Annotated in this window: 29 protein-coding genes; 13 read left to right on the top strand and 16 right to left on the bottom strand. The window is 63.0% G+C overall.

What is annotated here, in order from left to right; translation table 11 throughout:
* Window positions 1-214 precede the first annotated feature (214 nt).
* Window positions 215-616 (top strand): GFA family protein, encoded by a 402-nt coding sequence (locus LXM55_RS28565; RefSeq protein WP_233323468.1) that lies wholly within the window; start codon window positions 215-217, stop codon window positions 614-616.
* A 44-nt stretch (window positions 617-660) separates the two neighbouring features.
* Window positions 661-1,002, top strand: coding sequence for a hypothetical protein (locus LXM55_RS28560; RefSeq protein WP_233323467.1), 342 nt, complete (start codon window positions 661-663; stop codon window positions 1,000-1,002).
* A gap of 21 nt (window positions 1,003-1,023) precedes the next feature.
* Here the strand turns inward: LXM55_RS28560 and LXM55_RS28555 are convergent, their stop codons facing one another.
* The 5 genes from LXM55_RS28555 to LXM55_RS28535 form a co-directional block, all read right to left on the bottom strand.
* Window positions 1,024-1,611 (bottom strand): cell wall hydrolase, encoded by a 588-nt coding sequence (locus tag LXM55_RS28555; RefSeq protein WP_442799794.1) that lies wholly within the window; start codon window positions 1,609-1,611, stop codon window positions 1,024-1,026.
* Window positions 1,612-1,872: 261 nt separating this feature from the next.
* The gene (locus LXM55_RS28550) at window positions 1,873-2,568 is read right to left on the bottom strand and encodes an OmpW/AlkL family protein (protein ID WP_233323465.1); all 696 of its coding nucleotides are present in this window, start codon (window positions 2,566-2,568) and stop codon (window positions 1,873-1,875) included.
* A gap of 208 nt (window positions 2,569-2,776) precedes the next feature.
* Entirely contained in the window at window positions 2,777-3,223 is a 447-nt protein-coding gene (locus LXM55_RS28545) for an NUDIX hydrolase (RefSeq protein WP_233323464.1), read from the bottom strand.
* Window positions 3,224-3,280: 57 nt separating this feature from the next.
* On the bottom strand, window positions 3,281-3,910 hold the full coding sequence (locus tag LXM55_RS28540) for a DMP19 family protein (RefSeq protein WP_233323463.1): 630 nt from the start codon (window positions 3,908-3,910) through the stop codon (window positions 3,281-3,283).
* Window positions 3,911-3,957: 47 nt separating this feature from the next.
* Window positions 3,958-4,746, bottom strand: coding sequence for a hypothetical protein (locus tag LXM55_RS28535; protein ID WP_233323462.1), 789 nt, complete (start codon window positions 4,744-4,746; stop codon window positions 3,958-3,960).
* 188 nt (window positions 4,747-4,934) lie between these two features.
* On the opposite strand from LXM55_RS28535, the gene LXM55_RS28530 reads away from it, so the two are divergent.
* The 3 genes from LXM55_RS28530 to LXM55_RS28520 all read left to right on the top strand — a co-directional run bounded on the left by LXM55_RS28530 (window position 4,935) and on the right by LXM55_RS28520 (window position 5,978).
* Window positions 4,935-5,108, top strand: coding sequence for a hypothetical protein (locus LXM55_RS28530; protein WP_233323461.1), 174 nt, complete (start codon window positions 4,935-4,937; stop codon window positions 5,106-5,108).
* A gap of 101 nt (window positions 5,109-5,209) precedes the next feature.
* The gene (locus LXM55_RS28525; RefSeq protein WP_233323460.1) at window positions 5,210-5,539 is read left to right on the top strand and encodes a cyclic-phosphate processing receiver domain-containing protein; all 330 of its coding nucleotides are present in this window, start codon (window positions 5,210-5,212) and stop codon (window positions 5,537-5,539) included.
* A gap of 4 nt (window positions 5,540-5,543) precedes the next feature.
* Entirely contained in the window at window positions 5,544-5,978 is a 435-nt protein-coding gene (locus LXM55_RS28520) for a hypothetical protein (protein WP_233323459.1), read from the top strand.
* Window positions 5,979-6,014: 36 nt separating this feature from the next.
* On the opposite strand, the gene LXM55_RS28515 is transcribed toward LXM55_RS28520, so the two are convergent.
* Together LXM55_RS28515 and LXM55_RS28510 are read right to left on the bottom strand one after the other, a co-directional pair.
* Entirely contained in the window at window positions 6,015-6,590 is a 576-nt protein-coding gene (locus LXM55_RS28515; protein WP_325169925.1) for a GNAT family N-acetyltransferase, read from the bottom strand.
* Between the two features lie 13 nt (window positions 6,591-6,603).
* On the bottom strand, window positions 6,604-7,443 hold the full coding sequence (locus LXM55_RS28510) for an EcsC family protein (RefSeq protein ID WP_233323457.1): 840 nt from the start codon (window positions 7,441-7,443) through the stop codon (window positions 6,604-6,606).
* A gap of 290 nt (window positions 7,444-7,733) precedes the next feature.
* Here LXM55_RS28510 and LXM55_RS28505 point away from each other — a divergent pair, with 290 nt between their 5' ends.
* On the top strand, window positions 7,734-7,937 hold the full coding sequence (locus LXM55_RS28505) for a co-regulatory protein PtrA N-terminal domain-containing protein (RefSeq protein ID WP_233323456.1): 204 nt from the start codon (window positions 7,734-7,736) through the stop codon (window positions 7,935-7,937).
* Window positions 7,938-8,164: 227 nt separating this feature from the next.
* Here LXM55_RS28505 and LXM55_RS28500 read toward each other — a convergent pair whose 3' ends face one another.
* A complete protein-coding gene (locus tag LXM55_RS28500; protein WP_233323455.1) occupies window positions 8,165-8,872 on the bottom strand; it encodes a response regulator transcription factor in 708 nt (235 codons plus the stop codon).
* Between the two features lie 145 nt (window positions 8,873-9,017).
* Here LXM55_RS28500 and LXM55_RS28495 point away from each other — a divergent pair, with 145 nt between their 5' ends.
* The 3 genes from LXM55_RS28495 to LXM55_RS28485 all read left to right on the top strand — a co-directional run bounded on the left by LXM55_RS28495 (window position 9,018) and on the right by LXM55_RS28485 (window position 12,338).
* Entirely contained in the window at window positions 9,018-9,710 is a 693-nt protein-coding gene (locus LXM55_RS28495) for a response regulator transcription factor (RefSeq protein WP_233323454.1), read from the top strand.
* Window positions 9,688-11,055 carry a sensor histidine kinase gene (locus LXM55_RS28490; protein ID WP_233323453.1) on the top strand — a complete coding sequence of 456 codons (1,368 nt, stop codon included), beginning with the start codon at window positions 9,688-9,690 and terminating at the stop codon, window positions 11,053-11,055. The genes LXM55_RS28495 and LXM55_RS28490 overlap by 23 nt, the downstream gene beginning before the upstream one ends.
* 374 nt (window positions 11,056-11,429) lie before the next feature.
* Window positions 11,430-12,338, top strand: coding sequence for a glycosyltransferase (locus LXM55_RS28485; protein ID WP_233323452.1), 909 nt, complete (start codon window positions 11,430-11,432; stop codon window positions 12,336-12,338).
* Window positions 12,339-12,443: 105 nt separating this feature from the next.
* Here the strand turns inward: LXM55_RS28485 and valS are convergent, their stop codons facing one another.
* The 6 genes from valS to LXM55_RS28455 form a co-directional block, all read right to left on the bottom strand.
* Window positions 12,444-15,008, bottom strand: coding sequence for a valine--tRNA ligase (gene valS / locus LXM55_RS28480; RefSeq protein ID WP_233323451.1), 2,565 nt, complete (start codon window positions 15,006-15,008; stop codon window positions 12,444-12,446).
* Window positions 15,009-15,104: 96 nt separating this feature from the next.
* Window positions 15,105-15,392, bottom strand: coding sequence for a barstar family protein (locus LXM55_RS28475; protein WP_233323450.1), 288 nt, complete (start codon window positions 15,390-15,392; stop codon window positions 15,105-15,107).
* Between the two features lie 519 nt (window positions 15,393-15,911).
* The gene (locus LXM55_RS28470; protein ID WP_233323449.1) at window positions 15,912-16,763 is read right to left on the bottom strand and encodes a hypothetical protein; all 852 of its coding nucleotides are present in this window, start codon (window positions 16,761-16,763) and stop codon (window positions 15,912-15,914) included.
* 288 nt (window positions 16,764-17,051) lie between these two features.
* On the bottom strand, window positions 17,052-17,924 hold the full coding sequence (locus tag LXM55_RS28465; RefSeq protein WP_233323448.1) for a hypothetical protein: 873 nt from the start codon (window positions 17,922-17,924) through the stop codon (window positions 17,052-17,054).
* A 143-nt stretch (window positions 17,925-18,067) separates the two neighbouring features.
* Window positions 18,068-19,435 carry a hypothetical protein gene (locus LXM55_RS28460; RefSeq protein WP_233323447.1) on the bottom strand — a complete coding sequence of 456 codons (1,368 nt, stop codon included), beginning with the start codon at window positions 19,433-19,435 and terminating at the stop codon, window positions 18,068-18,070.
* Window positions 19,436-19,586: 151 nt separating this feature from the next.
* Window positions 19,587-20,279, bottom strand: coding sequence for a tRNA (adenine(22)-N(1))-methyltransferase (locus LXM55_RS28455; RefSeq protein WP_325169924.1), 693 nt, complete (start codon window positions 20,277-20,279; stop codon window positions 19,587-19,589).
* Between the two features lie 224 nt (window positions 20,280-20,503).
* Here LXM55_RS28455 and LXM55_RS28450 point away from each other — a divergent pair, with 224 nt between their 5' ends.
* A complete protein-coding gene (locus LXM55_RS28450; protein ID WP_233323445.1) occupies window positions 20,504-20,764 on the top strand; it encodes a hypothetical protein in 261 nt (86 codons plus the stop codon).
* Window positions 20,765-21,016: 252 nt separating this feature from the next.
* Here the strand turns inward: LXM55_RS28450 and LXM55_RS28445 are convergent, their stop codons facing one another.
* On the bottom strand, window positions 21,017-21,301 hold the full coding sequence (locus LXM55_RS28445; protein ID WP_233323444.1) for a hypothetical protein: 285 nt from the start codon (window positions 21,299-21,301) through the stop codon (window positions 21,017-21,019).
* Between LXM55_RS28445 and LXM55_RS28440 the strand changes: the two genes are divergently transcribed.
* The 3 genes from LXM55_RS28440 (at window position 21,300) to LXM55_RS28430 (ending at window position 23,272) form a co-directional block, all read left to right on the top strand.
* Complete coding sequence (locus LXM55_RS28440) at window positions 21,300-21,845, top strand: AAA family ATPase (RefSeq protein WP_233323443.1); 546 nt, start codon at window positions 21,300-21,302, stop codon at window positions 21,843-21,845. The genes LXM55_RS28445 and LXM55_RS28440 overlap by 2 nt on opposite strands.
* Before the next feature lie 51 nt (window positions 21,846-21,896).
* Complete coding sequence (locus LXM55_RS28435; RefSeq protein ID WP_233323442.1) at window positions 21,897-22,379, top strand: GNAT family N-acetyltransferase; 483 nt, start codon at window positions 21,897-21,899, stop codon at window positions 22,377-22,379.
* A gap of 209 nt (window positions 22,380-22,588) precedes the next feature.
* On the top strand, window positions 22,589-23,272 hold the full coding sequence (locus tag LXM55_RS28430) for a hypothetical protein (RefSeq protein ID WP_233323441.1): 684 nt from the start codon (window positions 22,589-22,591) through the stop codon (window positions 23,270-23,272).
* Window positions 23,273-23,296: 24 nt separating this feature from the next.
* On the opposite strand, the gene LXM55_RS28425 is transcribed toward LXM55_RS28430, so the two are convergent.
* Window positions 23,297-26,131, bottom strand: a complete 2,835-nt coding sequence (locus LXM55_RS28425; protein ID WP_233323440.1) for a TonB-dependent receptor — start codon at window positions 26,129-26,131, stop codon at window positions 23,297-23,299.
* Between the last annotated feature and the right edge of the window lie 7 nt (window positions 26,132-26,138).

Below are 26,138 nucleotides of genomic sequence, written 5' to 3'. Positions count from 1 at the left end.
GCCATACGGGTTGCCGATGCCATGAAAAGCCATGCCCCCCGGACGGGTAAGAAAAAACCGCGAACAGAGGTGTTGAGGGGGCTCGGCGATTGACTCACTATGTCGCCCCTTGCGCGTGGGCTTCCAGGGCAACGGCTGCGATAGGCAGCCGGCGTTTTATAAAGGGTTCGTCCACTTGCGGCAATGCTGAGCTGAAACTTCGGAAACCCTGACCATGCAAAACCTGCATCAAGGCAGTTGCCTGTGCGGCGCAGTGACTTATCAAGTGTCCGCCGCGCTGAAAGCCGTCACCCACTGCCATTGCCACAAGTGCCAGAAAGGCCATGGCGCGGCCTTTGCCTCCTACGCCAGCACGCCGCGAGCGAATCTGCACATCAGCGACCCTGGCGCAGCCCTCAAGGGCTATGAGTCCTCCCCCGGCGTGTTGCGCCAGTTCTGCTGCCACTGTGGCTCATCGCTATTCTGGCAGGATGCCCGGGGCGAATACGCCGAGTGGGTGTCAATCGCCATCGCCACCCTGGATACGCCCTTCGCGGCCTCCAAGCAGAAGCACCACTGCGTGGCAATGAAAGCCAGCTGGCATGCCATCACCGATCACTATCCGCAGTTGCCCTGACCCCGGGTTCAACCGCGCCCCTGCCCTGAAGGATCGCCCGACAGATGAGCCAGCACTTGTGCTACGTATGGCTACTGCCGCTGCTGGAAAGCCCTTATGCGTCGGTAGCGGCCAACCTGCCCAATGCGTTGGCCGGGCTCGACATCAGGCAGCCGCTGCCCGAGGCGGTCGAGCTGCGCCAGTTGCTGCTGACCGCCCTGGAATCCGACTCCGAATACTGGGCGCAACGCGCCGTGACATGGCTGGAAGAAGGCTTTCCACTGGATCGCGAGCTGTGCGAAACCCTGCTGCATCAGGTTTCCCGAAAACGCTTCAGCCAATCCATCCGGCACAGGCTGACGCCCCTCGGCAAGCGCTGGCTGCGCCAGCACAGCCAGGCACGCTGAAACCCACCGGACCCGGCGCCGCTAGCGCGCCGCCAGATCCTTGGGCTTGTAGAAACTGAAACGGCCGATTTCGCGGGTCTTGATGTAGGCCCTGGACCAATCCGGGGCAACACTGCGGTCATGAAAGTACAGCGCGCCGTCGGTGCGGTCCCGGAGTTGCTGGTTCAGCGCCTTGCGGGCAATTTCCTTGGCGACGCGGTAGCGCTCCTCCTCTTCCACCTGGTCCGGGCGACCATCGCACCACCAGGAAAACTGGCACGGACTCTTTTCCGAACCCTGCTTGACCACTTCGCACACCGTCCCGGGAAAACCTTCATGACCCAGGCGGTTCAACACCACATTGGCCACGGCTTCCATATCGGCGCGCTCCGCCCCCTTGGCCTCCCAGTAGAGGGTTCGCGACAGGCAGGTAATGGCGTCGTCCAGGGGAGCCTGGCCCGCCGGGTCCACGGCCTGGACCTCGGTCCTGGTAATGGGCGCGGCCTGGGGTTCGGCCTGGGGGCTCTGTTTATCCGCGGCCTTCTGCTCCAGCGCCTGGGCCTTGTCCTGAGCGGCAGCCTGCACCGCGGGTTGCGGCTCGGCGGCGAGGAGCTGGGCGATATAGAGCATCAAACCGTAGCAGGTAAGCCTTGCGATGAAGTGCATGATCGACTCTTCCAACACACCATGGACCCTGAGTCAGCGCCGGCCCTGAGCCCTTTGAGCGACAGAACAGCGCACCGTGGCCGGCGCATGGGCTCGTAGGCGACAACCGACGGGCCACGCGAGGGCCATATCGGGTCGACCATGGCGTCACTAAAACATTCCCTGAAACAATCCGGAAACCGGGCAAAGGGCGCTGGGCCTCGACGCAGCGCCCGGGGTCATTGCCTAGAACCGGTAACCCAACCCCACCATGTACACGAACGGGTCGACATCCACAGTCACCTTGGAGCGAACCCCGAGCTGGCTATTGTTCACATAGGCATCGGTATCAATGTCGATGTAGCGCAGCTGCGCGTTGAGCATCAGCCGCTCGGTGAGCATGTAGTCCATGCCCACCTGTGCCGCCCAGCCCCAGGAGTTGCCGGCGCGCAGGTGGTCGAAACCGGCGGCGGAGGCCCGGCTGCCGACCTTTTCATCGTAGATCCAGGTGTAGTTGAGCCCCGCCCCCACATAGGGCTGGAACGCCGATTTGCTGTGCATCGGGTAGTACAGCAGGCTCAGGGTCGGTGGCAGGTGCTTGAGGGAACCGAGCTTGCCATCGGCGATACCGCCGGCGGTGCCGCTGAGGCTCACGCTGTGTTCAAAGGGAGTCGCCGCCAGCAGTTCCACCGCCAGATGGTTGGTCAGCATGTAGGCGAAGTTCAGGCCCAATTGGGTATCGCTGCCCAGGCTCGCCTTGCCGCCCAGACTGGTGCCGGCCAGGGCGCCGCGATCGACCTTGACGGCGGAACTGCGTTCTCGCGGGTCCACCGTCACCGCGCCGGCACGGACGATGATGTCGCCGGCTTCGAAAGCCTGGGCCGTGGAGACAGCCAGGGTCGACAGCAGCAGGCTGCTACTCAGAAGGGTCAATTTACGCATGCATCACTCCACTACTCGAACAACGGCCAACCCGCCAGCCGTGACCACGGCGGGCTGTGCCAGGGAGGCTCGAGTATCGAGAAGCGGGTACAAGCGCACATCTGCCGAATGACATAGGCCGCGGCCGATCAGCCACGGGATGCGTTGCGAGGTGTTTCGTCGAGCATGGTTGCAGCCAGACCTGCAACCCGTCGCGGCCGTGGCCCGCTCAGTCGAGCAAGCCGGCCTGCTTCAGCAGCTCGCCCAGGCCCGCGGGAACCAGCGGCGTGTGCTCGGTAAAACTGGCGCTGCCATGCCAGCACGCAACGAACGGCGCGCCGTCGCTTTCCCGGGCATCGAGGTGGGTGCGCTGGTAGACGCTCGGGTCATCGAAGCGCGCGTCGTAGACCTGGACGATTTCATGGCCGGGTTTGCCGGCGAACCTGAACAGGCTTTCCAGGGTGCCGATCAGGCGCAGGTTGTTGATCGACTGCCCCAGTTCCTCCTGCACCTCCCGGACAATCGCCCGGGCACTGTGCTCACCGAAATCGATACCGCCGCCCAGCGGCCGGAACAGCGTCTGTTGCGTGTCGGCATCAACGAACTGATTGACCAGGATCTTGCCCTGGTGGTGGAAGACACACAGCGCGAGCGCGCGAATACGGGGTTCAGACACGGGATAAAGTCCATTTGCCGGTACGAGGCGCGGCATTAGAACACAGCGCAGCGAGCATCAACCAAGGTAAAAATACTTCACCGCCAACGCCGGCACCTCCTCCATCGCCGACCACAGCTGCTCGTCCAGTTCGCCGCTGATCAACTCATGCTGCTCGTCGCTCAGCAGCGACGGAAGGTCCCACAGCCGCTGCAGTGGCGGGTGATGTTCAAGAGGTCCGAGCAACTGCCGCTGGCGGCTGACCAGCCTGCGGGTGTTGCGCGCACCGATGGCCGCCAGGGTGTCCAGCGCCAGCTTACAGGTCTGCTCGCCCCAATTGCAGAAGAACTGCAGGAAGCCGCCGTTGTAACCGTCCGCCTCCAGGCGCCAGAGCGCGACGATGGCTTGATCGTCCGCCGGCAACCGGTCGAGCTGCCACTCCACGGCCTGCAAGCGCGCCATGGACTCATTGCACAGGTGCTCCCAGATCCAATCGATGGCCTCGACGCTGACACCCGACTCTCCCAACTGCGGCCAGGACACCCGACGCCCTCGGTGCTCGATCTGAAAGTCCACCCGCTGCTCGGGCGTGGCCTCTTGCAGGAATCGGTAGCGACTCAACGGCTGCCGCAGGTGCAGGCCATCGGCCCAGCCGAGGCAGAGCATTTCGGCGTCGAAGCTGACATGGGTGATGGGGCTGAGGTTCATCGAGCAGATCCTTGCATAAAGAGGGTCAATGGCGCTGCGCCGGCGGATTACTCGCCAGCGGCCACGGGGCGCCGCGGGCCCATGCCGTTGAGCAGCGAGAACAGCACCCCGGCTAGCAGCCCGAGCAGCAGGAACGGAAAGATCCCACGGTTGAACAAGGGGATCCAGTAGTCCAGCCCCGAGGCCCCCTTCAGTGACTCGGCGAACAGTCCCGGGGCCCCGGACAGCAGCCAGATCAACAGGCCACTGAGCCCGCCACCGATCACATAGCGCCAGCCGGTGGCGAGGAAGCGTTCCACCAGCCACAGCATCGGCCAGCTGACCAGCATCGAGATCCACGCACCGATCAACGCCCCGAGCGAGAAAACCGGCAGGCTTTCCACGCCCTTCGGATAGAGCGTCACCGCCACCCCGCCCAGGGTCAGCGCCCCTGACAGCGGCACGGCCAGAACCCGCCACCCTTGTCGCGCCCGTCCATGAAGCTGCACCGGCAGCTGGTCGATAACACGGATCACCAGGCTGTACAGACCGCCCAGGAGCAACCCGCCGGCCAGCGGCAACAGCAGCAGCTGCGTCCACGAGGTGCGCACCAGCAAGGTGGCGACCAGACTCAGGATCAGGCCGAGCCACAGGTAGCGCATCCTGGCTTGCGGCCAGCGCCGGTCCATCCACAGCAACAGGGGAATGCCCAGGACCATGGCAATCACGCTGCCAAACAGAAACCCGGAAAACAGCTGCGTGCCATTCCAGCCCTTGATCAGGCCCTTGGTCACGGCATAGACCAGACCGGCACATGCCGGCAGTGCAAACAATCGGAGTTCGGCGTTGGGCCGCATCGGGTTCCACCTGGGTTGGCAGCGGGTGCCGGATTGAATAATGGAGCGTTTCTACACAACTGCGGCGGACTAATCCACTGCTGGAAAAATCCTGCGCAACCTTGAGCGTGGTGATGGCTTATTGCGCACTATCGGGTTATACAACGGGTCGAAAATTAATCCGGACGCTCAGCGTAAAGCCCCCACCGATGCTTTCAGCCCAACAAGCCTGTGCCCTGGTGCTCGCCATGCATGACGGCATGATCAACGATGGAAAGCCCGAGCGTTTTGTCATTCAGTCCTGCGAGCTCTGCCCCCAGGGGGCTTACTGGGTGATCCGCTGCAACAGCGTGGATTCTGCCCCGCTGACGCGCTCCTGCTAGCGCTCCGGCGCAGGCTGCAATGACCAGGCGTTGACCGATGCGATCATGTCATCGCGAACGACGCCGATGCTTGAACTGCATCTGAAAGAGTAAACAGGCCCATGAAAATCTACCTCGACGACGAACGCCAGACCCCGCCCGGCTGGATTCGCACCTACTGGCCGGACGAAGTCATCGCGCTGCTCAAAGCCGGTGGCGTCGAACAGATCAGCCTCGACCACGACCTCGGAGATGACCCGCGCGGCACCGGTTACGACGTGATCCTGTGGATCGAAGAAGCCGTGGCGTTGCACGGGTTCTGCCCACCGCAGATTCATATCCATTCGGCCAATGCCTCCGCCGTGGAAAAGATGCGCGCGGGCGTGCAAGCGATCGATCGGCTGGCCCGCAACAACGGATGCCGCCAACCCACCGACAACAGAGGCAGCTGACCCCATGAGCGGCAACCTGTATGGATACATCCACTGTTTTGACGCTTCACCGGCCGCCGAAGCGCACAATCGCGCGGTCCTGCACAGCCTGCCCGTGACCGGGGCGCAGATCACCAGGGCGCTTTTCAGCCTGCTGCCCAACAGCCGGGGACATTGCTACTACGGGCATATGCTGCACTTCGCCTGCGCCCCCAAAGGCAGTTATGACTTCGAAGATTCGTGGCTGGCCGAATACGAAGCCCTGCTGGAGCGCTTGTTCTGGGACAGCTCCGAGGTGGTGCATACCTATTGCGGCGAACGTCGGACCTGGGGCTCCAGTAAAACCCACGGGCTCGCGCCACCAACAGGCTTGCAGATCAGCCACAGGAAGGTCTTTCCCTCCTACCACCACCTGGAGCCCGTCGAGGACAGCAATGCGCCGACGCCGGGCCACCGCTGAAGCGGCCAGCACCCGCTTGATTGTCACGCCACGGGGTTACACAAGACGCGCGGCGAGCGGCGCCGGGCTGGACCAATCGGCCCTCAACAAGCCGTACTGCACCAGGTCATGATGAGCTCCCAGCCAATACCCCGCCTGCCGGGAAAGCCCTTCGCGGACAAACCCCAGCCGCTCCAGCAACCTGAGGCTCGCCAGGTTCTGCGGGTGCACCTGGGCCTCGATACGGTTCAGGGCCATCTGCTCGAAGCCCCAGCCCACCACGGCGCGCAGCGCCTCGCTCATCAGCCCCTGCCCTTGTGCCGGTTTCGCCAGTTCGAAGCTGACGGCGCAGCTGCGCCACTGGCGGTTCCATTTGAACAGGCCACAGGTGCCCAGCAAGCCGGGGTCGGACTGGCGCTCGATGCCCCAGCGAACGCCCGGGTTGGGCAAGCTGCGCCAACCGGCGAACAGCGCCAGCAATTGCTCGGCCTGCCGGTCATCCGTGATGGGGTCGGTGCCGAACCACTGCATGGCCTCGGCATCGCTGTGAATCGCGAACAGCGCCGGAACATCAGTCGGGCACAGTTCCCTGAGGATCAGGCGTGAGGTACGCATAACCGGAAAGTCGCTCATATCGACACCCGCCCTAGCCTGCCAGCCGCTTGCCCAGGATCTGCGCATACTCGCCCTTGATCTGCTCAAAGCCGTACTTGTGCTCCAGGCGCTTGACGGTGAAATGCCCGCGGGCCATGTCCTGGTAGAAATCGGTGAACAGCGCATTGATGGTGGCGCCGGTAAAGGCGCCGATCACCGGCACCGCCTGGGCTGCGAACTTGCTGGAAATGGTCACGCCGTAACGGCTGGCGACCTTCTCGATCAGCAGCGCCAGCCACTGGCCCACCTGCCCCGGCGACAACCTGCCGGCCGCCCCGGCGCCTTGCCTCGCGGCGATGGCCGCCAGCTCCTTGGACAACTGCTGCATGGCCTGGGTAGTGAAGCTGCGGGTGATGTAATAGCCGGTCTCGGTGGCGTCATCGGCCTGGCTGTTGCCGCCCATGGCGAACACTTCGATGCACGCCTGCTTGGTGGCGAAGTCCTCCAGGTCGAAGCCTTCGCTACGGGCCACATCGGCCACCGAGCGCATCATGATGGTGGTGGAAATGGGCAGCTCGACGAACAGTGCGGCAAACCCGAAAGCACCGCCCACCGCGCCGGAGGTGGCGGCATAGACTTTGTGCAAGAGCGTCGAGGCCTGTCTTTTCGGGGTGTTTTCCAGGCTCCACAGCGCCGCGTCGGCGGAGGTATGCAGCGCAGCCACCACCGCGCCATTGATCTTTTTCGAGACCACCGCCGGCAAGGCCTTCACCGCGCTTTCAATCGGCGAGCCGAGCAAACCGGACAGCCGCGCAGTGAGCGAAGGAGACTCCAGCAACGCCACCGCGCGCTTGAGGTCTTCATAGTCTTCTGGATTGTCTTTGATACTCACGAACCTCTCCTGGCCAAGTCAGCGCCCTGTCTCGTGCAAGGTAATGAGTTTACGCAGCGCTGAATACTTTATTTACCAGGCAGGCTCGGCACCTTGCCAGCATCGCCAGCACCTCGGGGAAGGGCCCGGCGCGGACCATCATCAACCGGCCCGAGCCCTGGATGATGTGGCATACGCCGACCTGTCAAAAAGTTCATTGGGCGGGGAAGTGGGTGAAATGCAACCCGCTCTAGGATGAGCCCAAGCCAGCAAGTACTGCGATGGCTGAAGCAGAATCCTGGAGACTGAACATGAATACCCTGAAAGCCCTTTTGATCCTGACCCTGATGAGTGCCTCTGTAGCAGCGATGGCAGAAGGCGGTGGCGATACCGTGATGGCGCGGATGGAAGCGGCGAGAGACTCGGCAGTGGCAACCCAGCAGAAGTCTGAACACGCAACGGCCATGGCCAGCAACCAGAAAGCGGCCTCCAGCGATGCCGCCCGCTCGAACTGAGAGCCCGCGCTACTCCGCAGATGATTGGCAGCCAGCCGCTTGGCCATGCGCTTTGAGTGTCATGCAAGCCGCCTGGAGCACTGTCGCAAGGACGCAGCAACAGAGTCGCTTACTCGCAGTGTGGCGGTGGGGGCTCAGGGTATTGCAAGGGCTCAAGGCCCTGGACTTGGGTTGCGGGGTATCCCGACAGCCCGAGTGCGACTTGGCAACAGCCCCGCGAAGCCCCCCTAGGCATTCGATGGGAGCTCCTGCTGCCCGCCTTCTTCAGCGAGGCAATAACCGGCGCCCGGAACGGTCATGATCAGCGGCGCCCCGAAGCCTTCCTCCAATTTGCGCCGCAGACGGTAGATGTGCTTGTCGATGACATTGTCATTGGGGTCGAACTCGTAGTCCCAGGCACTCTCAAGCAACATCGAGCGGGTCACGACTTCGCCACAATGACGCATGAGTTTTTCCACGATCAAGGTTTCCCGGTGGGCCAGCGCAATGCTCCGCCCCTTGCGCGAGAGCGAGCGAGTCGCGCAGTCGAGAACCAGATCGCCAACGCTCAGCAGGCCCTGGGCGCCCGACGGCTGATCGCGGGTGCGGACTAGGGCATCCAGCCGAGCCAGCACCTCGATGAATGCGTAGGGTTTGCCCAGGTAGTCGTCACAGCCGGCCTGCAACCCCTCGACCCGCTGCCGGGTCGAAGCCAGGGCGCTGAGCATCAGGATCGGGGTGGCGGGATCGCTCCGGCGAAACTCACGGACCAACGCCAGGCCGTCCATTCCGGAGAGCGACCGGTCGACTATCAACACGTCATAGATCCCCTCCAGCGCCATGGCCAGTCCATCGCGGCCATCTTCGGCGCAATCAACGACATGCCCGCTCTCATTCAGCCCGCGCAACAGGTAGGCGGCACTACGCGCATCATCCTCAACCACCAAAATACGCACATTGACCTCGCAGGCACTGAACTAAACTTTTTTTCATCTTGCCGGTAGCCCGGTGTAAAAATTGGCTGGGCACACTATGCCACCAACGAGCCAGCCAGAACTGCGCCGGCCACATATTTCAAGTGCGGAACCCTGAACAACGCCTATGACTCACGTACTGGTTATCGAAGATGATCCTGTCACCTCTCGGGAGATCGAAGCAGCACTGCACGATCATGGCTTCGAGGTCACGCTGCTGGACAATGGCCGTGACGGCCTGGTAACCGCCATCAGCCAGACCTTCGACATCATCGTCCTCGACCGCATGCTTCCCGGCGCCCTGGATGGCCTGGGGATGTTGACCGCATTGCGCGCCTCTGGCATCACCACTCCCGTGCTGATCCTAAGTGCACTCAGTGCCCTGGATGAACGGGTTCGAGGTCTTCGTGCCGGCGGTGACGACTACCTGACCAAACCCTTCGAGTTCATCGAGTTGACCGCGCGCCTGGATGCCCTGAGCCGTCGGCGAGCGCCGGCAGCGGCGGCCGGCCGCGACAGCCGCCTGCGCATCGGCAACCTGGAAATCGACCTGCTGCGGCGCAGCGTGCGCCGGGGCGAAAGAGTGGTCGAGCTGCTGCCCCGGGAATATGCACTGCTGGAATACCTGGCGCAGCACGCCGGCCAGGTCGTCACCCGCACCATGCTGTTCGAGGCCGTCTGGAACTACAGCTATGACGAACGCACCAATGTGATCGATGTGCATATCGGGCGCCTGCGGCACAAGATCGACGGCCAGAGTGACACGCCGATGCTGCATACCATTCGGGGGTCCGGTTATGTCCTGCGTGCGGCTGAGTGAAATCCCCCGCACCATCAGCTTTCGAACGGCGTTGCTGTTCCTCGCCCTGTTTGGTTGCTCGTTCTTCGCCCTGTTCGGCTACATCTACTGGCAGACCACCGGCTACCTGATTGCCGAAGTGGATACCGCGCTGCACCGTGAAGCCGAGCGGCAGCAGGCGCAACCTCCGGCCCTGCGGCTCCAGGAAATCCTCCAGCACAACCAGCAGGATCCCCAGGGCCGGCTGCCCTACGCGCTGTTCGACGCCGACGGCAACCCCATCACCGGCCCGGTACAACAACTGCCGGCCTTGCGCGGCTACGACAGGCCCACGGAGTTCATGTGGGACAAGAGCAACGGCCACGATCGCCCGATCCGCTTCCTGGCACACCGGTTGGACGACGGCAGCACCTTGTTTGTCGGTCAGGACATCCATGACATTCGCGAGTTCGACGAGCTGCTGGTCAACGCCCTGGTTTCAGGCGGAGCGCTGCTTCTGGTGGTTGGGCTATTGGGCGCCATCACCCTCGGTGTATTGGCCCACAGGCGCCTGGACCTGCTCAGCCGCTCGATCAAGAAGATCGTCGAGGGGGACCTCAGCCGGCGTTTGCCCACCCGTGGCAACAACGACGATATCGACCGTATCGCCAGCGTGGTGAATGGCATGCTCGATGCCCTGGAAAGGTTGATGAGCGAGGTCAAGGGCGTCTGCGACGACATTGCCCACGACCTGCGAACGCCGCTGACGCGCTTGATCGCCGGCCTGGAACGAGCCCAGCGGCGCAACCTGAGCCAACAGGAATATTGCCTGGCCATCGATACCGCGATTGAAGACGCCAAGGGATTGATGCAGACCTTCCGGGCGCTGTTGCGCATTTCGGAGATAGAAGGCAGTGCCAGGCGCAGTCATTTTACGCCCGTGGACCTCAACAGGATTGGCGCGGATGCCGTCGAGCTGTTTGAGCCACTGGCGCAGGAGCGCGGCATGACCCTGGAGTTCACCCCGTGCAGCAGGGCCGGCCATGTATTGGGGGACCCGCAGTTGCTCTTCGATGCCACCTGCAACCTGATCGATAACGCGATCAAGTTTTCCCCCGATGACAGCAAGGTCGAGGTCAGGGTGCTGACGGACGCCAGCCACTGCACCCTGAGCATCCGCGACCATGGCCCCGGCATACCGGAGGCGGAGCGCGAAGCCGTTTTCCGGCGCCTGTATCGCTCCGAGTCCAGCCGCCATACGCCAGGCAACGGCCTGGGTTTGAGCATGGTTTCAGCCGTGGCCCGCCTGCACGACATGACGTTGCAAGTGCACGATGCACAGCCCGGTTGCCGGGTCGATCTGATCGGCAACCGGCAAGACACCTGACACCGGCCTATCTCCCCCAAGCCCTGCCCAGCCTGCTCCAGCCACCCGCCGCCAGAACCCACCTGGCGGCGACCGCGGCCGCCGCTCGGCAATCCGCCCAGTAGCCGCGGCCCGCCGAGAGTCCCCACGCCCCCCTGCGTTCCCGCTACAAACCTGTCAAAGAATTTAACTGCCGGGGAACAGGCTGAAAGATTGCCTCATTCAGAATCAACCTCAATCTACAGCGCATGCCGGTCATTCAAGCCCCGGTTGCCTGAACGACGGAAGTTGCCTTCGCCTGATTCAAGTTGCCTGCAGGTTAAACAGACAGAAGTGTGTTCCTGGCGGAATCACATCACCCCTTCAAGAACAGATCATTCGAGATCAAACCGATCATGAGCCGCGAACTTACAACCAAAGCAAACTACAGCATTGTATTGGTCAACTATAAGTCACTTGAACTCACGAGGATCTGCCTGAAACTTCTGCAAGAAGCCTTGCAAGGCCAGGACGTGACGGTCTTTGTGGTCGACAACGACTCCCGGGACGCCAGCAGCGACTATTTGCGCAGCCTCGACTGGATCAGGCTGATCGAGCGTCAGCCCAGTGCCCCCGAGGCCGGCAACCTTGCCCACGGCAGGGCGCTCGACCTGGCTCTGGAGCAGGTTGAAACCGAATATCTGTTTCTGCTGCACAGCGACACCTTCATCTACGACCCGCGTATTTTCTCGGTGATGCTCAAGCAGTGCGGCGCTCACCCCAGGGTGGCCGCAGTCGGTTGCCTGGAGCAACTTGACCGGGGCGTACTGCGCTCTGCGTGGCGACGGGTTTCGCGCTTCGGCAAACATTACACCCGGCGCGGGTTGCGCAGCCTCGGGGTCCAGGCACGGGAGCCGAAACCCTACAAGGAGACACACTTGAAGAGCTTCTGCACGTTATGGAACGCTCGCCTGATCAAGCAACATGGGCTGCACTTTCAAATGGACCAGCGCAACCCGGGTTATGAACTGCAAGACCGAATGAGCGCATTGAACTACTCGATCGGCTTGATATCGCCACGCAAGATATTCTCTTATCTCGACCATATTCAAAGTGGAACGGTTTCAGCCATGGGTGGTTATTCCGCCCATCACCGAAGAGTCCGGATGTACCAGCAGATCACCGCAGAAAAGCCGTCGACAGCCGACTTGCCGCCCCTCCAAAGCCTGTGGCGGTCCTTGAAACAACAACTGTCTGGGGCAATGACACTGGAAAAACTCAAGTCGCGGTTCACCACCCGCTCCGCGAAGCTGCGTGCCCATTGAGCCCGCACCGGACGAAACCACCCTGTCGCGCACCACAGCCGCCACGCCTGCCCGCCAACGCAAAGCCAAGCTTTGCTCGACGAGCAGGCGGGCTTTCACGTCAGCTCAACCCTGCAACCAGACCCGCACCTCGCGCGCCGCGCCTTCAATGAACACCAGGTTGGCGACCTGCCCGGCCTCGATCAGGTCCTGGCGAGCACATTGCAGCGATTCCAGCAGCGGCCCGCGCTCCACCAGCTCGACGCGCGCCACCGCGGCCTTCATCGACTGCCGGGCATCGGACTTGGCCTTGCGAATGGCGGCCAACGTGGCACTGACCGCCTCCAGCAGCGGCTCGACAAAATCCTCGGCCGCCCGCGCTTCGGGCCACGTGGCCCGGTGCACCGAGCCCGGCTGCCAGCAACGCCAGACCTCCTCGCAGACAAACGGCAGAAACGGCGCGAACACGCGTTGCAGGGTGCTCAAGGCCGCCGCCAGGGCATTGCGCGCCGAGTGGCCCTCGGGGCGATAGGCGCGGCGCTTGACCAGCTCGACATAGTCATCGCAGAACCACCAGAAGAAGCCCTCGATGCCGATCAGCGCGCTGCTGTAGTCGTAGCCCTCCAGCGCCGCCTCGGCGGCGGCGGTGACCGCTCCCAGGCGTTGCAGCATGGCCTGGTCCAGCGGCTGCTCGACCGGCCCGTGCGGGTCGCCCGGCACGCCGAATACCAGCTTCGACAGGTTGAACAACTTCAGCGCCAGGCGCCGGCCGATCTTCATCTGCTGCTCTTCGAAGGCGGTGTCGCTGCCCGGGCGCCCGAGGGCCGCCCAATAGCGCACGGCATCGCTGCCGTATTGCTCCAGCAGCCCTTGGGGCGTGACCACATTGCCCCGTGACTTGGACATCTTCTTGCGGTCCGGATCGAGGATCCAGCCCGACAGCGCCACATGCTTCCAGGGCACCGCGGCCGCCTCGAAATGGCTGCGCACCAGGGTCGAGAACAGCCAGGTGCGGATGATGTCGTGGCCCTGGGGACGCAGGTCCATGGGGTAGATCCGTGCGAACAGGTCGTCGTCCTCCTCCCAGCCAGCGGCGATCTGCGGGGTCAGGGAGCTGGTGGCCCAGGTGTCCATGATGTCCCGTTCGCCGATAAAGCCATGGGGCTGGCCACGTTGCTCGGGGCGGTAGCCCGGTGGCGGGTCCAGGGTCGGGTCCACCGGCAGCGCGGCTTCGTCTGCCAGGATCGGCCTGTCATAGTCCGCTTCGCCCTGGGCATCCAGGGGATACCAGAACGGAATCGGCACGCCGAAGACCCGCTGGCGGCTGATCAGCCAGTCACCATTGAGGCCGCCGACCCAGTGCTCGTAGCGGCTGCGCATGAACGGCGGATGCCACTCCAGGGCCTGGCCGCGGCCGAGCAACTGCTGGCGCAGTTCAGCACTGCGCCCACCGTTGCGCAGGTACCACTGGCGCGTGGCGACAATCTCCAGGGGCTGGTCGCCCTTTTCGAAGAACTTCACCGCGTGACGGATCGGCCGCGGCTCGCCAAGCAAGGCGCCGCATTCGCGCAACAGCGCCAGCAACGTCTTGCGCGCCTGGGGCAGGCTGCGCCCGGCCAGCGTTGCATAGGCCTGGCGCGCGGCCGGGGTGGCCAGCCAGTCGGGAACCTGAGCCAGCAGCCGACCGTCCGCGCCGATGATCGAGCGAGTGGGCAGTTGCAGCTCGCGCCACCAGAGCACATCGGTCAGGTCGCCAAAGGTACAGACCATCGCCAACCCGCTGCCCTTCTGCGGGTCGGCCAGGGCGTGGGCCAGCAACGGCACCTCGACCTCGAACAGCGGCGAGCGCAGGTGCTGGCCGAAGCGCCCCTGGTAACGCGGATCGTCCGGGTGCGCCACCAGCGCCACACAGGCCGCCAGCAACTCGGGGCGGGTGGTGGCAATGCTCAGGTCCGGCCCCTCGATGCCCTGGAACCGCAGGTCGTGATAGGCCCCGGGCAGCTCGCGGTCCTCCAGCTCGGCCTGGGCCACGGCGGTCTGGAAGGTCACGTCCCACAGGCAGGGCGCCTGCTGGCTGTAGAGCTCGCCGCGCTGGTAGTTGCGCAGCAAGGCGCGCTGGCTGACCCGTTGCGCACGCTCATCGATGGTGGCGTAGGTCAGGCCCCAGTCCACCGACAGGCCCAGGTGCATGAACAAACGGCGAAAGGCTTGCTCATCGACAGCAGTCAGCTGATGGCAGAGTTCGACAAAGTTGCGCCGGCTGATTGGCGCATAGTCGGCGCGCCGCTCGGCGACCTGGGCCGGTGGCTGGAACTGCGGCTGGTAAGGCGCCAGGGGCTCGCAGCGCACGCCGTAGTAGTTCTCGACCCGGCGTTCGGTGGGCAAGCCGTTGTCGTCCCAGCCCATGGGATAGAACACGGCCTTGCCGCGCATGCGTTGGAAGCGCGCGATGATATCGGTGTGGGTGTAGCTGAACACATGGCCGACGTGCAACGAGCCGGAGGCCGTGGGTGGCGGTGTGTCGATGGAGTAAACCGCGTCCCGGGAGGCACTGCGATCGAAGGCGTAGGTGCCCTCTTCCAGCCAGCGCTGGGACCAGCGTGTTTCGAGGTGTTCAAGCGAAGGTGTGGCGATGGGGCAAAGCGTTGCGGTTACACGTTTAACGGTGACATAGCATCCTCCTGTTATCACCCAGTGGCGCCGCAAAGGTCGGCGCCGAGGGGAAAATTTATAGAGGATTGCGCGGCATTAGTAAATCGCCCAGGCGCGGCTTTTTGGCATTGCGCCTCACTCGAAGTGCAGCTGCGCGGCCCATGCCGGGTACTGGGCCTGCAGGCGCCGCAGGCATTGCTCCATCAGCCGCGCATCGTCCGGCAAGCGCTGGGAGAGGCTGTGCCAGCCGCTGATGCGCAACTGCAGCGGCATCTCCACCAGACCGGAAATGGCATCCCAGAAGGCATCCCAATTGCAGCCATACCACAGGGGCAAACCCAAGGCATCGCGCAAGGCCAGGTGCAGCTCACGGGCCGTGCCCAGGTCGCGTACATCGATTTCCAGCAACGGCCGACGCGTCATGTTCTGTGTCTCTGGTCCGCTTCATCGGCCGCCAGCATACCCGATCCCTACAGCGCAACGGCCAGCACCGCGCCTTGTCAGCTCAAGCGTTCGCGTTGTCATTCACCGACCCCTTGGATAATTGCACCGCTATGCATGGCTGAAGGTGTCGCAAAATCCCCCCCCGGGTAATGCTGTTCACTTAAGCAACCGAACAAAGCATTTCGCAGGCGGGGGGGGGTTGTTGTGGCGAGGGAGCTTGCTCCCGCTCGGCCGCGTAGCGGTCGTAAAACCTGCCGGCGCGGTTTATCAGGTTAACCGCGTAGACGCTACTGGGGGCGCTGCGCACCCCAGCGGGAGCAAGCTCCCTCGCCACAGGGTAATGCTCGTCTCTTTTGGGGTGGCAGCGAAGCCCGAAAAACGGCGCTTGCTCATCTTGAGGAAGCGCCGTTTTTTGTTAATTGAACAGCACTACCCCCCGGGGGAATTTTGCGTTCCGCGAGATGACGCCGCCAGAGGCCCGGCGTCGTAGGCCACAGCCTAGTGGCTGGCGTACTGCTGGGTTTTACCGTCGTAGACGTAGGTCAGGTTATCGGCCGCGGCCAGCGAGCGGATTTTGCCCGGGCCCTGGAAGGTGGTGCCGCTGACCTTGACCTGCACCTGTGGCAACGGCCCCTGGCCAGCAACAAAGCTCAACTCGCCGTCACTGCCGATGCAGGGCATTACCGCGCCCTCGTCACAAGCGGCGGAATTGTCCTCGCCGGTGCGCACCTGGCCGACATAGGACCAGACCCAGCCATCGTCTTCCGGCTTCTTGTTCGGGTTGAACAGCAGCATTGTGTAGCCCTTGGTCACCACGCCATCGTCGAACGTGGCCGTGGGCACCGCCAGCAACAGCCGGCCATCAGCGGTGCGATGTTCCAGGGCCTGGCGCTTGGGGTCGACTTCCTCGGGTTTTTCCCGGCCGCCGAAGAAGCCGATCTTGCGCTCGATACTGCGGATGGAATAGGCCGGCGTCTGGCCCGGGTGGGTGAGCTCGAAGGTCGCATCCGCCAGCCGCACCTGAACCTCGGGGGCGGCAAAATCCTCGCCCTGACGGGCCGCGCTGTCCCGGGTGTGCCAAACAAAGGAGGCGTAGTAGTACTTGCCGTCGAAGTCCAGCTCCTGGCCGTACCAGAAGGTCGCGGTGACGCCGTCCTGGAGTTCCACCTCTTCATCCTGGTCGGGCACCTCGACGTTCTGCATCACTGCCAGCACCGCGCCAGGGGGAATGGGCGCGCTGGCCTGGGCCAGCGCAGGCGCCGCCAGAGTGAAGGTGGCCAGCGCCAGACCGGCGAATGCCTTGGCCAGACCGCTGTGCATGAACGATCCGGCCTTGAATGTGTTCTTCATCGTTTGAACATCCCTGTAGAGCCTGGAAAAAGCCTGGAGCAAAATCCCTCTGATGGAAAAACAGCTGACGCTCACCCGTAGGAGACACCGGCTCAGGCTGTTTGCGCTCTCAAGCATTGGCGTCAGATTCAGGAGCACCCCAGTGGCGAGCCTGAAGACCCGGCAATCATATAGACAGGCTTTCGACGCCGACAAGATACTGGCAAATGGCAAGCCTGGGCTGCAGCACTGCCGTGCCGCCTGAATGTCGCAACACAACGATGACGTCGACGACGCAGCACTCGACGCTCACACCACTCGCTCTCCCATCTGGAACAGTGCGGCTTCGATTTCGCGCAAGGAATTGAAGCGACTGCGCTCACCGGCCCGCTGCTGAGCCCCCCGCAACAGCCAGTTGAGGCGCACATTCCATTTGTAGTGCTCATAAGGCGCTGTGGCGCGGGTCTTGAATAGCTGGGGCTGCGGGTTGCGCCACTTGGAAGCGTTGCCGTTACCAGGCAAGCACAGAAAGCGCAGGTGCTCATGCAACTGGTCGGACGGTTTGCCTTCGACCTGCGTCCACCAGTTCAGCACCAGCCAAGCCAGCGAGGCGGCCACTCGACTGTCATAGATGACGAAGTCGTCGATAAGCAGTGAATAAACCTTGGTCATGCCCGCGTTGAAGCGCAGGTCGCGCACCTGGCTTTCATCGTCGCCCCGAGCATGGTCATTGACGACGTTTTCGAGGATGGCAAACAGACCGTGGTAGTTGCCTGCAAGCCAGGGTTTATTGCCGCCAAACGGGGTTTCCTTGTACACGCCTCCCCAGTGGAAAGTGGCCGCCACCGCGCCGGCCAGTGCCTCTGGCGATGCCGGCCCAGCGTAATACGCCGCCCGCAGCGCCTGCTGTATCAGCCTCAAGACAGCCGTATTGGCCGCCAAGCTGCCTTTGGCGAGCAGCGTGGGCACCTCGGGGTGGCGATACGGGTAAACAGGGTCCGGGTTCGGGAGACCGGCAAGCTTTTTCAGCGGCCACGCGTATGCCTGCAGCGCCTCATGCAAGGTCAAGAACTGCTTGTCATGCCCGGGAACCGCGAAGTGGATGGGGTCGCCACCCAAGCGTTGCGACAGCCACTGGCAAAATCGCGCCACATCACCTTGCAGATAGTCCTCTGCTCTCAAGTCAACCTCATCATTGTCTGTTGCTAAAACTGCCGGCCAGGGTCAGCCGCCCTGTCCGGCAGATCATGATTCACGCCAGTGGCACCAGCTGATTCGAGCGGCGTGCAAGCACCGAGCATTGCGGCCAGCTGACGCCGCGCATCCTACTGCAAAGGGCTGTAGTAGATCCGCTTCGGCGGGGGAGTCTGTTGCACCGGCTTGCTCTGCGGCTGCGCGGGTGTCGTATCGAGTGTGCGCACTGAACTCAACGCCTTTTTCTGCTCGAGCAACGGCGTTAAATCATCCGTCGGTACGGCCTGGCTGTGCGCATAGCCAGGCAACTCGAATTGCAAGGCTCTATAGCCCATCGCCAAGGGCGGATTGAACACCTGATGGAGGGTGATGCCGGTTGTTGAAAGCCGGGTGACGCTACCGGTTACCCCAGGCAAGGACGGGGTGCTGGCTTGAACGGTGGCTTTGAGCTGCTGCTCGACAGCGGCCAGTTGGGCTTGCAACGACGCCAATCTGTCTGGTTGCGGGGCCGGGCCCTCGCCCTGCGGCGTGTCGTGTGGCCCCGCTGCCGTCTTGGGCTTGGCAACATCGCCGGCACCCGCTGGCGCTTCCTGCGAGCCTTGCCCAGGCGGGCTCGGAGCAGCGCCTTGAGCTTCAGCGGCGCCGTTGCCGGCCTCGCCCGGTGCGGCTGGCTGCCCGCCCAGTTGACGAATTTTCGTTTCCAGCAGCTGCTTTTGATCGCTGAGCTGCACCAGTGCAAGCGCCGTCGCACTGAGTTGGGTGCTGGAGCCGTCCAGCGCGTTGATCGTGACGTCGAGCGCGTCAGCGGAGTACACGATGTAAGGAATGACAACAATCGGACGAGCGTTGTATTTCTTCTTCAGGTCTGCCGGGATGGCCAGCGACATGGACGCATTTTTCATGTGGGCCGTTTGCGCGGCATCCAGGCCGTACAGGTACTGGCTGGCCAGTGGCATCAGCCGCGAGACCTGAACCCTGACGCACTGACTGCTGGGGACCGAGTAGGACACCGAGTACTTGGATTGGTGTGCCGTGGAAAACATGGCGGCCCAAACGCTGGTAGGAATGTCTGCCCCCAGGTTGTAGTCCAACGTTGATGCGAAGCTGAAGCCCGGAAAGGAAACACTGCAGTTGGCCCTGCCTCGGCTGTTTGTCAACGCTTTGAACGCAGGCTTCTTGCTGTCCGAATTATCGATCGGATAAATGAAGCGCCCGGGTTCCTGTTCATGGGTAGGGATCTGGCTGAGATCCAGGTTGGCATAAATGATCGGCTGTATATCAAAAGCCTTGGTCGGAATATCCGCCATCGAATCGACGTTGTACCCGACACTCAGAAAAACATCCCCCGGCGACATCTCGGTCAGGGGGTACAGCGGCTTGATCCCCATCTGGATGGTATTCATCGCCCACTCCTGGGCAATGGCGCCAGGTTGTGGACGCTCGCTCTGACAGGCTGTCAGCAGCACCAGCACCGGTACAAAGAATCCTTTCACTTGCATGATACTGCCCCTCTCATCAGGTAATGGCGCCGTGATAGCACCCCCTAGTTAAGGTGAGAGGAATGATTTTTTCCAATCCCGGCCAGGGCAAGAGGCTCGCCACAGAAGATTCATCGAAGCCGAACCGGCTCCGCGCGTGCCAATCCCCGCATCACGCCAGCAGTTCGCGGATCCAGCGCACCTGGCGGTCCAGGTCCTGCATCTTCTCTTCCGGCACTGCCTGCGCCCGGGCGAAGCTCTCCAGGGTACGCTGCTTCAGGCGCAGCAGACGCTGCCACTTGGCGAGGAATGCCGGGCTGCGAACCTGCATTTGCAGCGGGCCGAAGTACAGCTCCCTGGCGCTGTAGCACACCGGCCCGGAGCGCTCGGCGACGATGATTTCGTAGTCGAAGCGGTTTTCCCGCAGCACTTCCTCGGCAAGAATGCGGTAGCCGTTGTCCATCAGCCATTGGCGCAGCGGCTGCTCGCCACCGTTGGGTTGCAGGATCAAGCGTTCCTGGCCGCTCAGGCGCGCCTGGCCGCTGTCGAGCAGGTCGCGAATGGTCTCGCCGCCCATGCCACACAGGCTGATGGCGTTGATTCGGTCCTGTGGCTCGATCGCCGCCAGGCCATCGGCCAGGCGCACGCTGACCTGCTGCTCCAGGCCGTTGTCGCGCACCGTGCGCAAGGCGGCCTGGAACGGGGTCAAGGCCACTTCGCCGGCCACCGCCGCCGTGATGCTGCCGCGCAGCAGCAAGGCCACCGGCAAATAACCGTGATCCGAACCGATATCGGCCAGGCGCGCACCGGCCGGCACATGCGCCGCAACACGCGCCAGGCGCATGGACAATGTCTGTTGATTCAACTGCTGCCCCTTTTCACCACCAAGGTCCGGCACCTGGTGCCGGATCGGGGGGCGATTCTGGCGAGCAATGCCGGGCATTTCAAATTTATGCGACCGGGGCCTCGGATGCTGGTGCGGAAAAGGCCCACTCCGGAGCGGCGGACTGCTGAGCCCGGGCCGGCCTTCGATAGCGGCTGCCGCCCTCTTCGGCAGTGATAGAATCCGCCTCCTTTGGGAGGTGAAAAATGCTCTGTCCTGAATGTGAACAAGGTGTCGTGACCAAGGTTCAAGTGCGGGCAACGCAGGAGATCCTGCACGTTTGCCAAGAGTGCGAGTTGCTCTGGCTCAGCGCCGAGGACATTGGCACCGAGCCTTTCAACAGTTTCACTTCCTACATGGAGGAACTGGGTTTATCAGCGCTTTGGAGCTCGCTGTATGTCCTTGAGCCAGAAAAGATCACCAGCCCTCAGGCACAGAAATATCTGCGCTCGGTCGGGTCGATCTAGGTCGATCGAATCAAGACGGCTATAGCGCACCCACCACACTCAGAAGCCCCGGGGCAAAAGGCGAACGGGCGCACTAAAGCAAAAAACATGGGTGTCAAAGATGAATTACCAACTCTGGATGGAACCGGATGACTGCCAGACATTCTGCCCGGGCGGCCCGCAGGGAAACAGCGCACGCAAACTTCTTCACCCCGACGCCAAGCTTGTGTGGGAAGTTGAAGCCCGCAGCCACTTCGACGCCATGACCCAGTACTACGCGTACATGGAGTGGGGCGAATACAAGAGCGACCTTCCCGAACAGGAACAAAAGTAGTTGGCGCCATTGAACAGAGCGTCAGCCCAGGCCCGGTTGCTTCGATGTCGCCCCTGCCCCAATGCATCGAACTCATCCTCTCCGACCTTGGCGAAGTCGACGAGATAGCGCTGCTGCCCAGGGCCGGATAATTCACTGTTTTCTTGCTCGCTTTCGAAGAGCACAGGTTTTTCGGCAATCGGGGAATGATAGGCTTGGCGGTTTTTCAGCAGGGACTGGCTCATGCAGCGCATCGTGATTCTGGGCAATGCGGGAAGTGGCAAATCGACCCTGGCCCGTGAACTGGGTCGCCGCCTTCAGTTGCCGGTCGTACACCTGGACAGGCTGTTCTGGGAGCCCGACTGGGTGGAGGCAGACAATGAGGTTTTCCGCAGCCGAGTCCGGCAGGCCGTCTGCGGAAATACCTGGATCTGTGAAGGCAACTACTCCCGGCGCAGCTTCGACCTGCGACTGCCCCGTGCCGACCTGATCATCTGGCTCGATACCCAGCGCGCCACCTGCCTGCGGCGAGTGATGTTACGCAGCCTGCTGAACCGACCCCGGGCCGATCTTCCTGTTGGCTGCAGTGAAAAACTGAACAAGGAGTTCCTGAAATTCCTGAATTTCGTGTGGAATTTCGATAGGGTAAACCGCCCGGGCATCGAGGCAGTACGCCTGGCTATCGGGCCACAGGTGCCTGTCGTTCACCTGCGCAGTGCCCAAGAGGTTGGCGCATTTGTGCAGGACTTGTCCGCCACGGCCCAAGGCAGTTTCAAGCGGCAAGGATAATGCTCACCGGATGTGCGAGTTGTTGCGTCGTCACCCACCTTCAGGAAAATCATGGACATTCGATTGACGCAAACCAGGGACTGGATGCTGTTGAAGCAGGTTCGTCTCGCGGCACTGCTGGACTCCCCCACCGCCTTTGGCGTGAGTTACCAGACCGCCGCCCACTACAGTGACCAGCAGTGGCAGGACCGCGCCTCGTCAACCGGTACCCAATTCTGGCTGGCCTTCAAGGACCAGCAGCCGGTGGGAATGATCGGCGCCGCAGTCAGTGGTGCGAACCGCTACAACTTGATCGGCATGTGGGTGGCCCCCGAGGCACGAGGCAGCGGCGTGGCCGCGAAGCTGGTCGACGCGGTGAAATCCTGCGGGCGAGACAAGGGCCATGAGTGCGTGTATCTGGACGCCGCCCCCGAGAACGCACGAGCCGCACACTTCTATCTGAAGCAGGGATTTTCCTTCATCGATGAGTGGGAACCCCTGGAAAGCCATCCCCATATCAAGGTGCAGACCATGCTCTGCCCTCTGCAGAACTGACTCGGCAGCGCCTCCACTGGCCAAAGGCGTGCTCCGCCTGAGAGAAGATAACGTCAAGACAGGCCTTGCCCTGGCTACCGTCCGACCGGCTATCGAAGGAGCCCGGCGCGAGCAAGGGATTGCACATTTCACGAACTGAACATACCAGAGGCGATATTTTACGTGACTGACTCATTCACAGACTTGCTTGGCATGTTGAAGGTGGACCAGTGACCCCTCCAACGTCGCAGCACGCAGGGGCCATGACCTTCACCGATGAAATGGCTGGCGCCTTTCCCGCCGGCAATCCCTTGCCAGCCCCACTGCGCCAAGCCATTGCATGGCTGGAGGAACAGGGCTGCGTGCGGACCCGGCGCGATGGCGTGCGCTACATGACCCTGCACCCCGAGCCTGAGCACAGCGCTGTCGCCACGACCACCTTCTACGTGCCTGAACCCGCCGCTAGCGCCTATTGGACCGCCAGTGATGATCCCGAGGTGAACCAGCGGCTGTCGATATTCCTGCGCACCGGCGGTGACGGTTCCTGGGCCGGGCTGTGGCGCGACGACACTGGCCAGCAACGCATGGTCCACCTGGGCTCGGGCTCCGGGTCGCTGATGCTCTGCGTGCTGACGGACACCCCGCAAGACCTGCTGCGCCTGCTGGCGATCGGTTACAACGAGCTCTGCTGGCCAGAGCAGTTCGAGCGAACGCCGCAAGAGGTACGTGACGATGAATACGCGGATGACGACTACCCGCCTCCCCCCCTGCTGTTTCGAGGTTACGTTGAACGGACACTGGGGCTGAGCATTCCGCCACGGGCTGCGGCGATCGTCCCGACCACGGTCAGCATGGACGCCGCGCAATCGGACGACCCCTTCTGGAACTGGCTCAAGCGTGTCAGGGGGGAATGACCGACCCGCGTCACCTTGCTCGCCTCAGAACTTCGCCTGCATCCCCACCCGCAGCGTGCGCCCCGGCGCCGGCATGAAGCTCTGCGCCAGTGGGTCCAGGTAGTAGCGATCGGTGAGGTTTTGCAGCGAGACGTTGAGGCTGGCGTGTTCCTGCAGCTTGTAGTTGAGGAACAGATCGAACAGCGCCACTTCGCGGTAGTTCAGTTGCGGCGTGGTGGCGCCGGTCTGCCAGGGCTTGTCGGCGGTGGCGGTGGGCCCCGAGGTGTAGGTGATGCGCGTGCCGAGGGTCAGGCTCTGGTCGAAGAAGCGCAGGCCGGTGGTCAAGTTGCCAGCAAAGCGCGGCGGGTTCTGGGTGTTGGTGTAGGAACCCATGAAGCTGCCCGGTGTGCAGTCCGGAGTGTCGGCGGTTTTCCGGTAGGGGTTGCTGGTGGCGCGCAGGGTGGCGGCGAAGGCCGCGTCGCAGGTTTCGGTCTTCAGGTAGTAGGTGGACGACAGGTCGGCAAACACCCGCCCGGCGTCGTAGTGGGTCTGCAGTTCCAGACCGCTGGTTTTATAGCTGTCGGTGTTGCTGAAGCGCATCAGGCCCCACAGGCCCGGGCTCGGGTCGTAGTAGCGGGTGATGTAGTTTTTGATGGTGTTGTTGAAGTAGGCGAGCTTGATCGCCGCCGCATCGTCATCCACCAACAGGCCCTTGTGCAGGGTGCTGGCGCCGATCTCCCAGTTGCTCGAACGCTCGGGCTTGAGGCCCTTGCCGGGGGTGGTCTGCTGCACGCCGTAGCCGGTCTCGAACAGCGAAGGCATGCGAAAGCCCTGGGTGTAGGACGCATAGACAAAGGTGTCCGGCAGCACCTCAACATTGATGCCGAACGCCGGGGCAAAGGCGCCGCCACTGTTACTGTCCTTGCCGGAATAGTTGTAGCCGGTGACCACCCGCCCCACTTGCGAATCACCCACCTCGGTATCGGTCGCCCCGTACTGGTTATAGGGTGTGCCCTCGAATGGGTAGTTGGTGTTGTTGAAGACAATGCCGTTGTTCAACCGTGGGTCGGTCGCATCGGTGTACAACCCGTTCTGGTCCGGGAACCACATCAGGTAGCCATAGTCGCCGGGCCTGGAGACGGTCACGTACTTGTGTTCGCGTTCCTCTCTGCGCGCCGTGGCATTGGCCACATGGTCCTTGCTTCGATAGTGGGTGTAACGGCCGCCGCCCCACAGCGTCAGGCGCTCCACCGGCTGGTATTGCAACTTGCCGTTGAAGCTGAACTCCTGCCGCGAGCCTTCGCGCAAGCTGCGGTTGGCGTTGATGTCGTCCTGGGTGGTGACCACGCCTTTTTGCGGCCGCAGTTCCTCCAGCTGGAACGAGCCGCCCAGGTCCAGTTTCAGGTCGCCGTAGTCGGTCTCGAACCGCGAGGTATTGGCCAGCCCGCCGCCCGTGCGACGGTTGGCCTGGCGGCTCCAGGAGCGGTCCGTGCGATAGGCCTGGGAGGCCGGTGCCGACCAGGCGCTCAGTTGGCTGGTTTGCGCATCGGTCAGCCACAGGTCGGCAGTCAGGTCCAGCAGCGGGTTGTCCGCGGGCAGGTAGTTGTAGCGCGCGGTGTAGGTGTCGATCTGGGTGTGGCCCAGGGGGTACTGGTAGATGCCACCGGTGCCGAACCGGAAGATGTCCGAGGGCATGATCTCGCCGATGCGCCCGTCATAACGGCGATAGCCGAGGTCGAAGCGGTGGCCGTCCGCCGGACGCAGGGTGGTCTTGAGCAGCCACGACTCGGTCTTCGACGAGGAGTTCAGCACCTCTTCCCCGGCGTTGTAGGTGGTGGCCACGCTGTTCTCTTCATCACCGTCGCGGTCATAGATGCGATAGCGGTCCTGGCCCTTCTTGCCGGAGAAATAGTTGCCCTGGTTGCGCTGGGCGTAGGCCGCCACCACATCGAACAAGTCATGGCTGTAGGCAAACGCGGCGCTGCCGGACTCGGCCTGCGAGCCGAACAGCCCGCCACGGCTCTGGTGCGGTTCCGTGTACAGGTCCTCGGTCCTGGAATGGGGGTCGCGACCGGCCGGCGCCACGCCGTTATTCCACAGGTCGCCCTTGAGCCGCAGGCCGACAGGCTGACCGTCCTTGAGGATGTCGTCGACGCCGAGGGTGCGCATCTTGACCGTGCCGCCGATGGCGCTGGAGGTCAGGCTCGGGCCCTTGTCGATGGCGATGTCGCTGATCATGTCCGGGTCGATGTAGCTGCGCTGCTGGGTGCCGGCATAACCGCGATAGACATCCAGCGCCTGTTGCGAGCCATCCACCGTCACCGCCACCCGGCTCTGGCCCTGGATGCCGCGGATGTTCACATCCAGGCCGCCGCCGTTGCGGCTGTCGCCGACCTGCACCCCGGGCTGGCCCTTGAGCATGTCGCCCACCGACACCACGCCAAAGCGCTGCAGGTCGTCGGCAGAGATGTACACCGAGGAACGTGGCGCCCGGTACACCTCTTCCTCGTCAGGGTTCTCGCCCTTGACCTTCTGCGTCGGCAGCGACACCGACTCCTGACGCAGGCGCAAGGCATAGCCGCCGTCGGCCTGGCGCACATAACCCAGGCCGGTGCCGGCCAACAGGCGGTTCAGGCCCGCTTCGGCATTGAAATCCCCTTGCAGCCCCGGGCTGGTCTTGCCCACCGTGAGCAGCGCACTGCCGGCCATGCTGATCCCCGCTTCGGCGCCAAAACGCGACAGCACCTGGTCCAGGGGACCGGCGCCGATGCTGTAGTGACGCTCACCGGCCGCCAGCGCCATCTCGCCGTAGAGCGGTTGCAGGCTGAGAAACAGCAGGCCGAAGGTATGGGTACGCAAGACACGAGCGGGGGAAATCATGCAAGGC

The organism is Pseudomonas sp. Au-Pse12, from assembly GCF_021341665.1.
Taxonomy (GTDB): Bacteria; Pseudomonadota; Gammaproteobacteria; order Pseudomonadales; family Pseudomonadaceae; genus Aquipseudomonas.
Note: the sequence above shows the minus strand (reverse complement) of the source record. Positions and strands in the feature narration are given on the sequence as shown.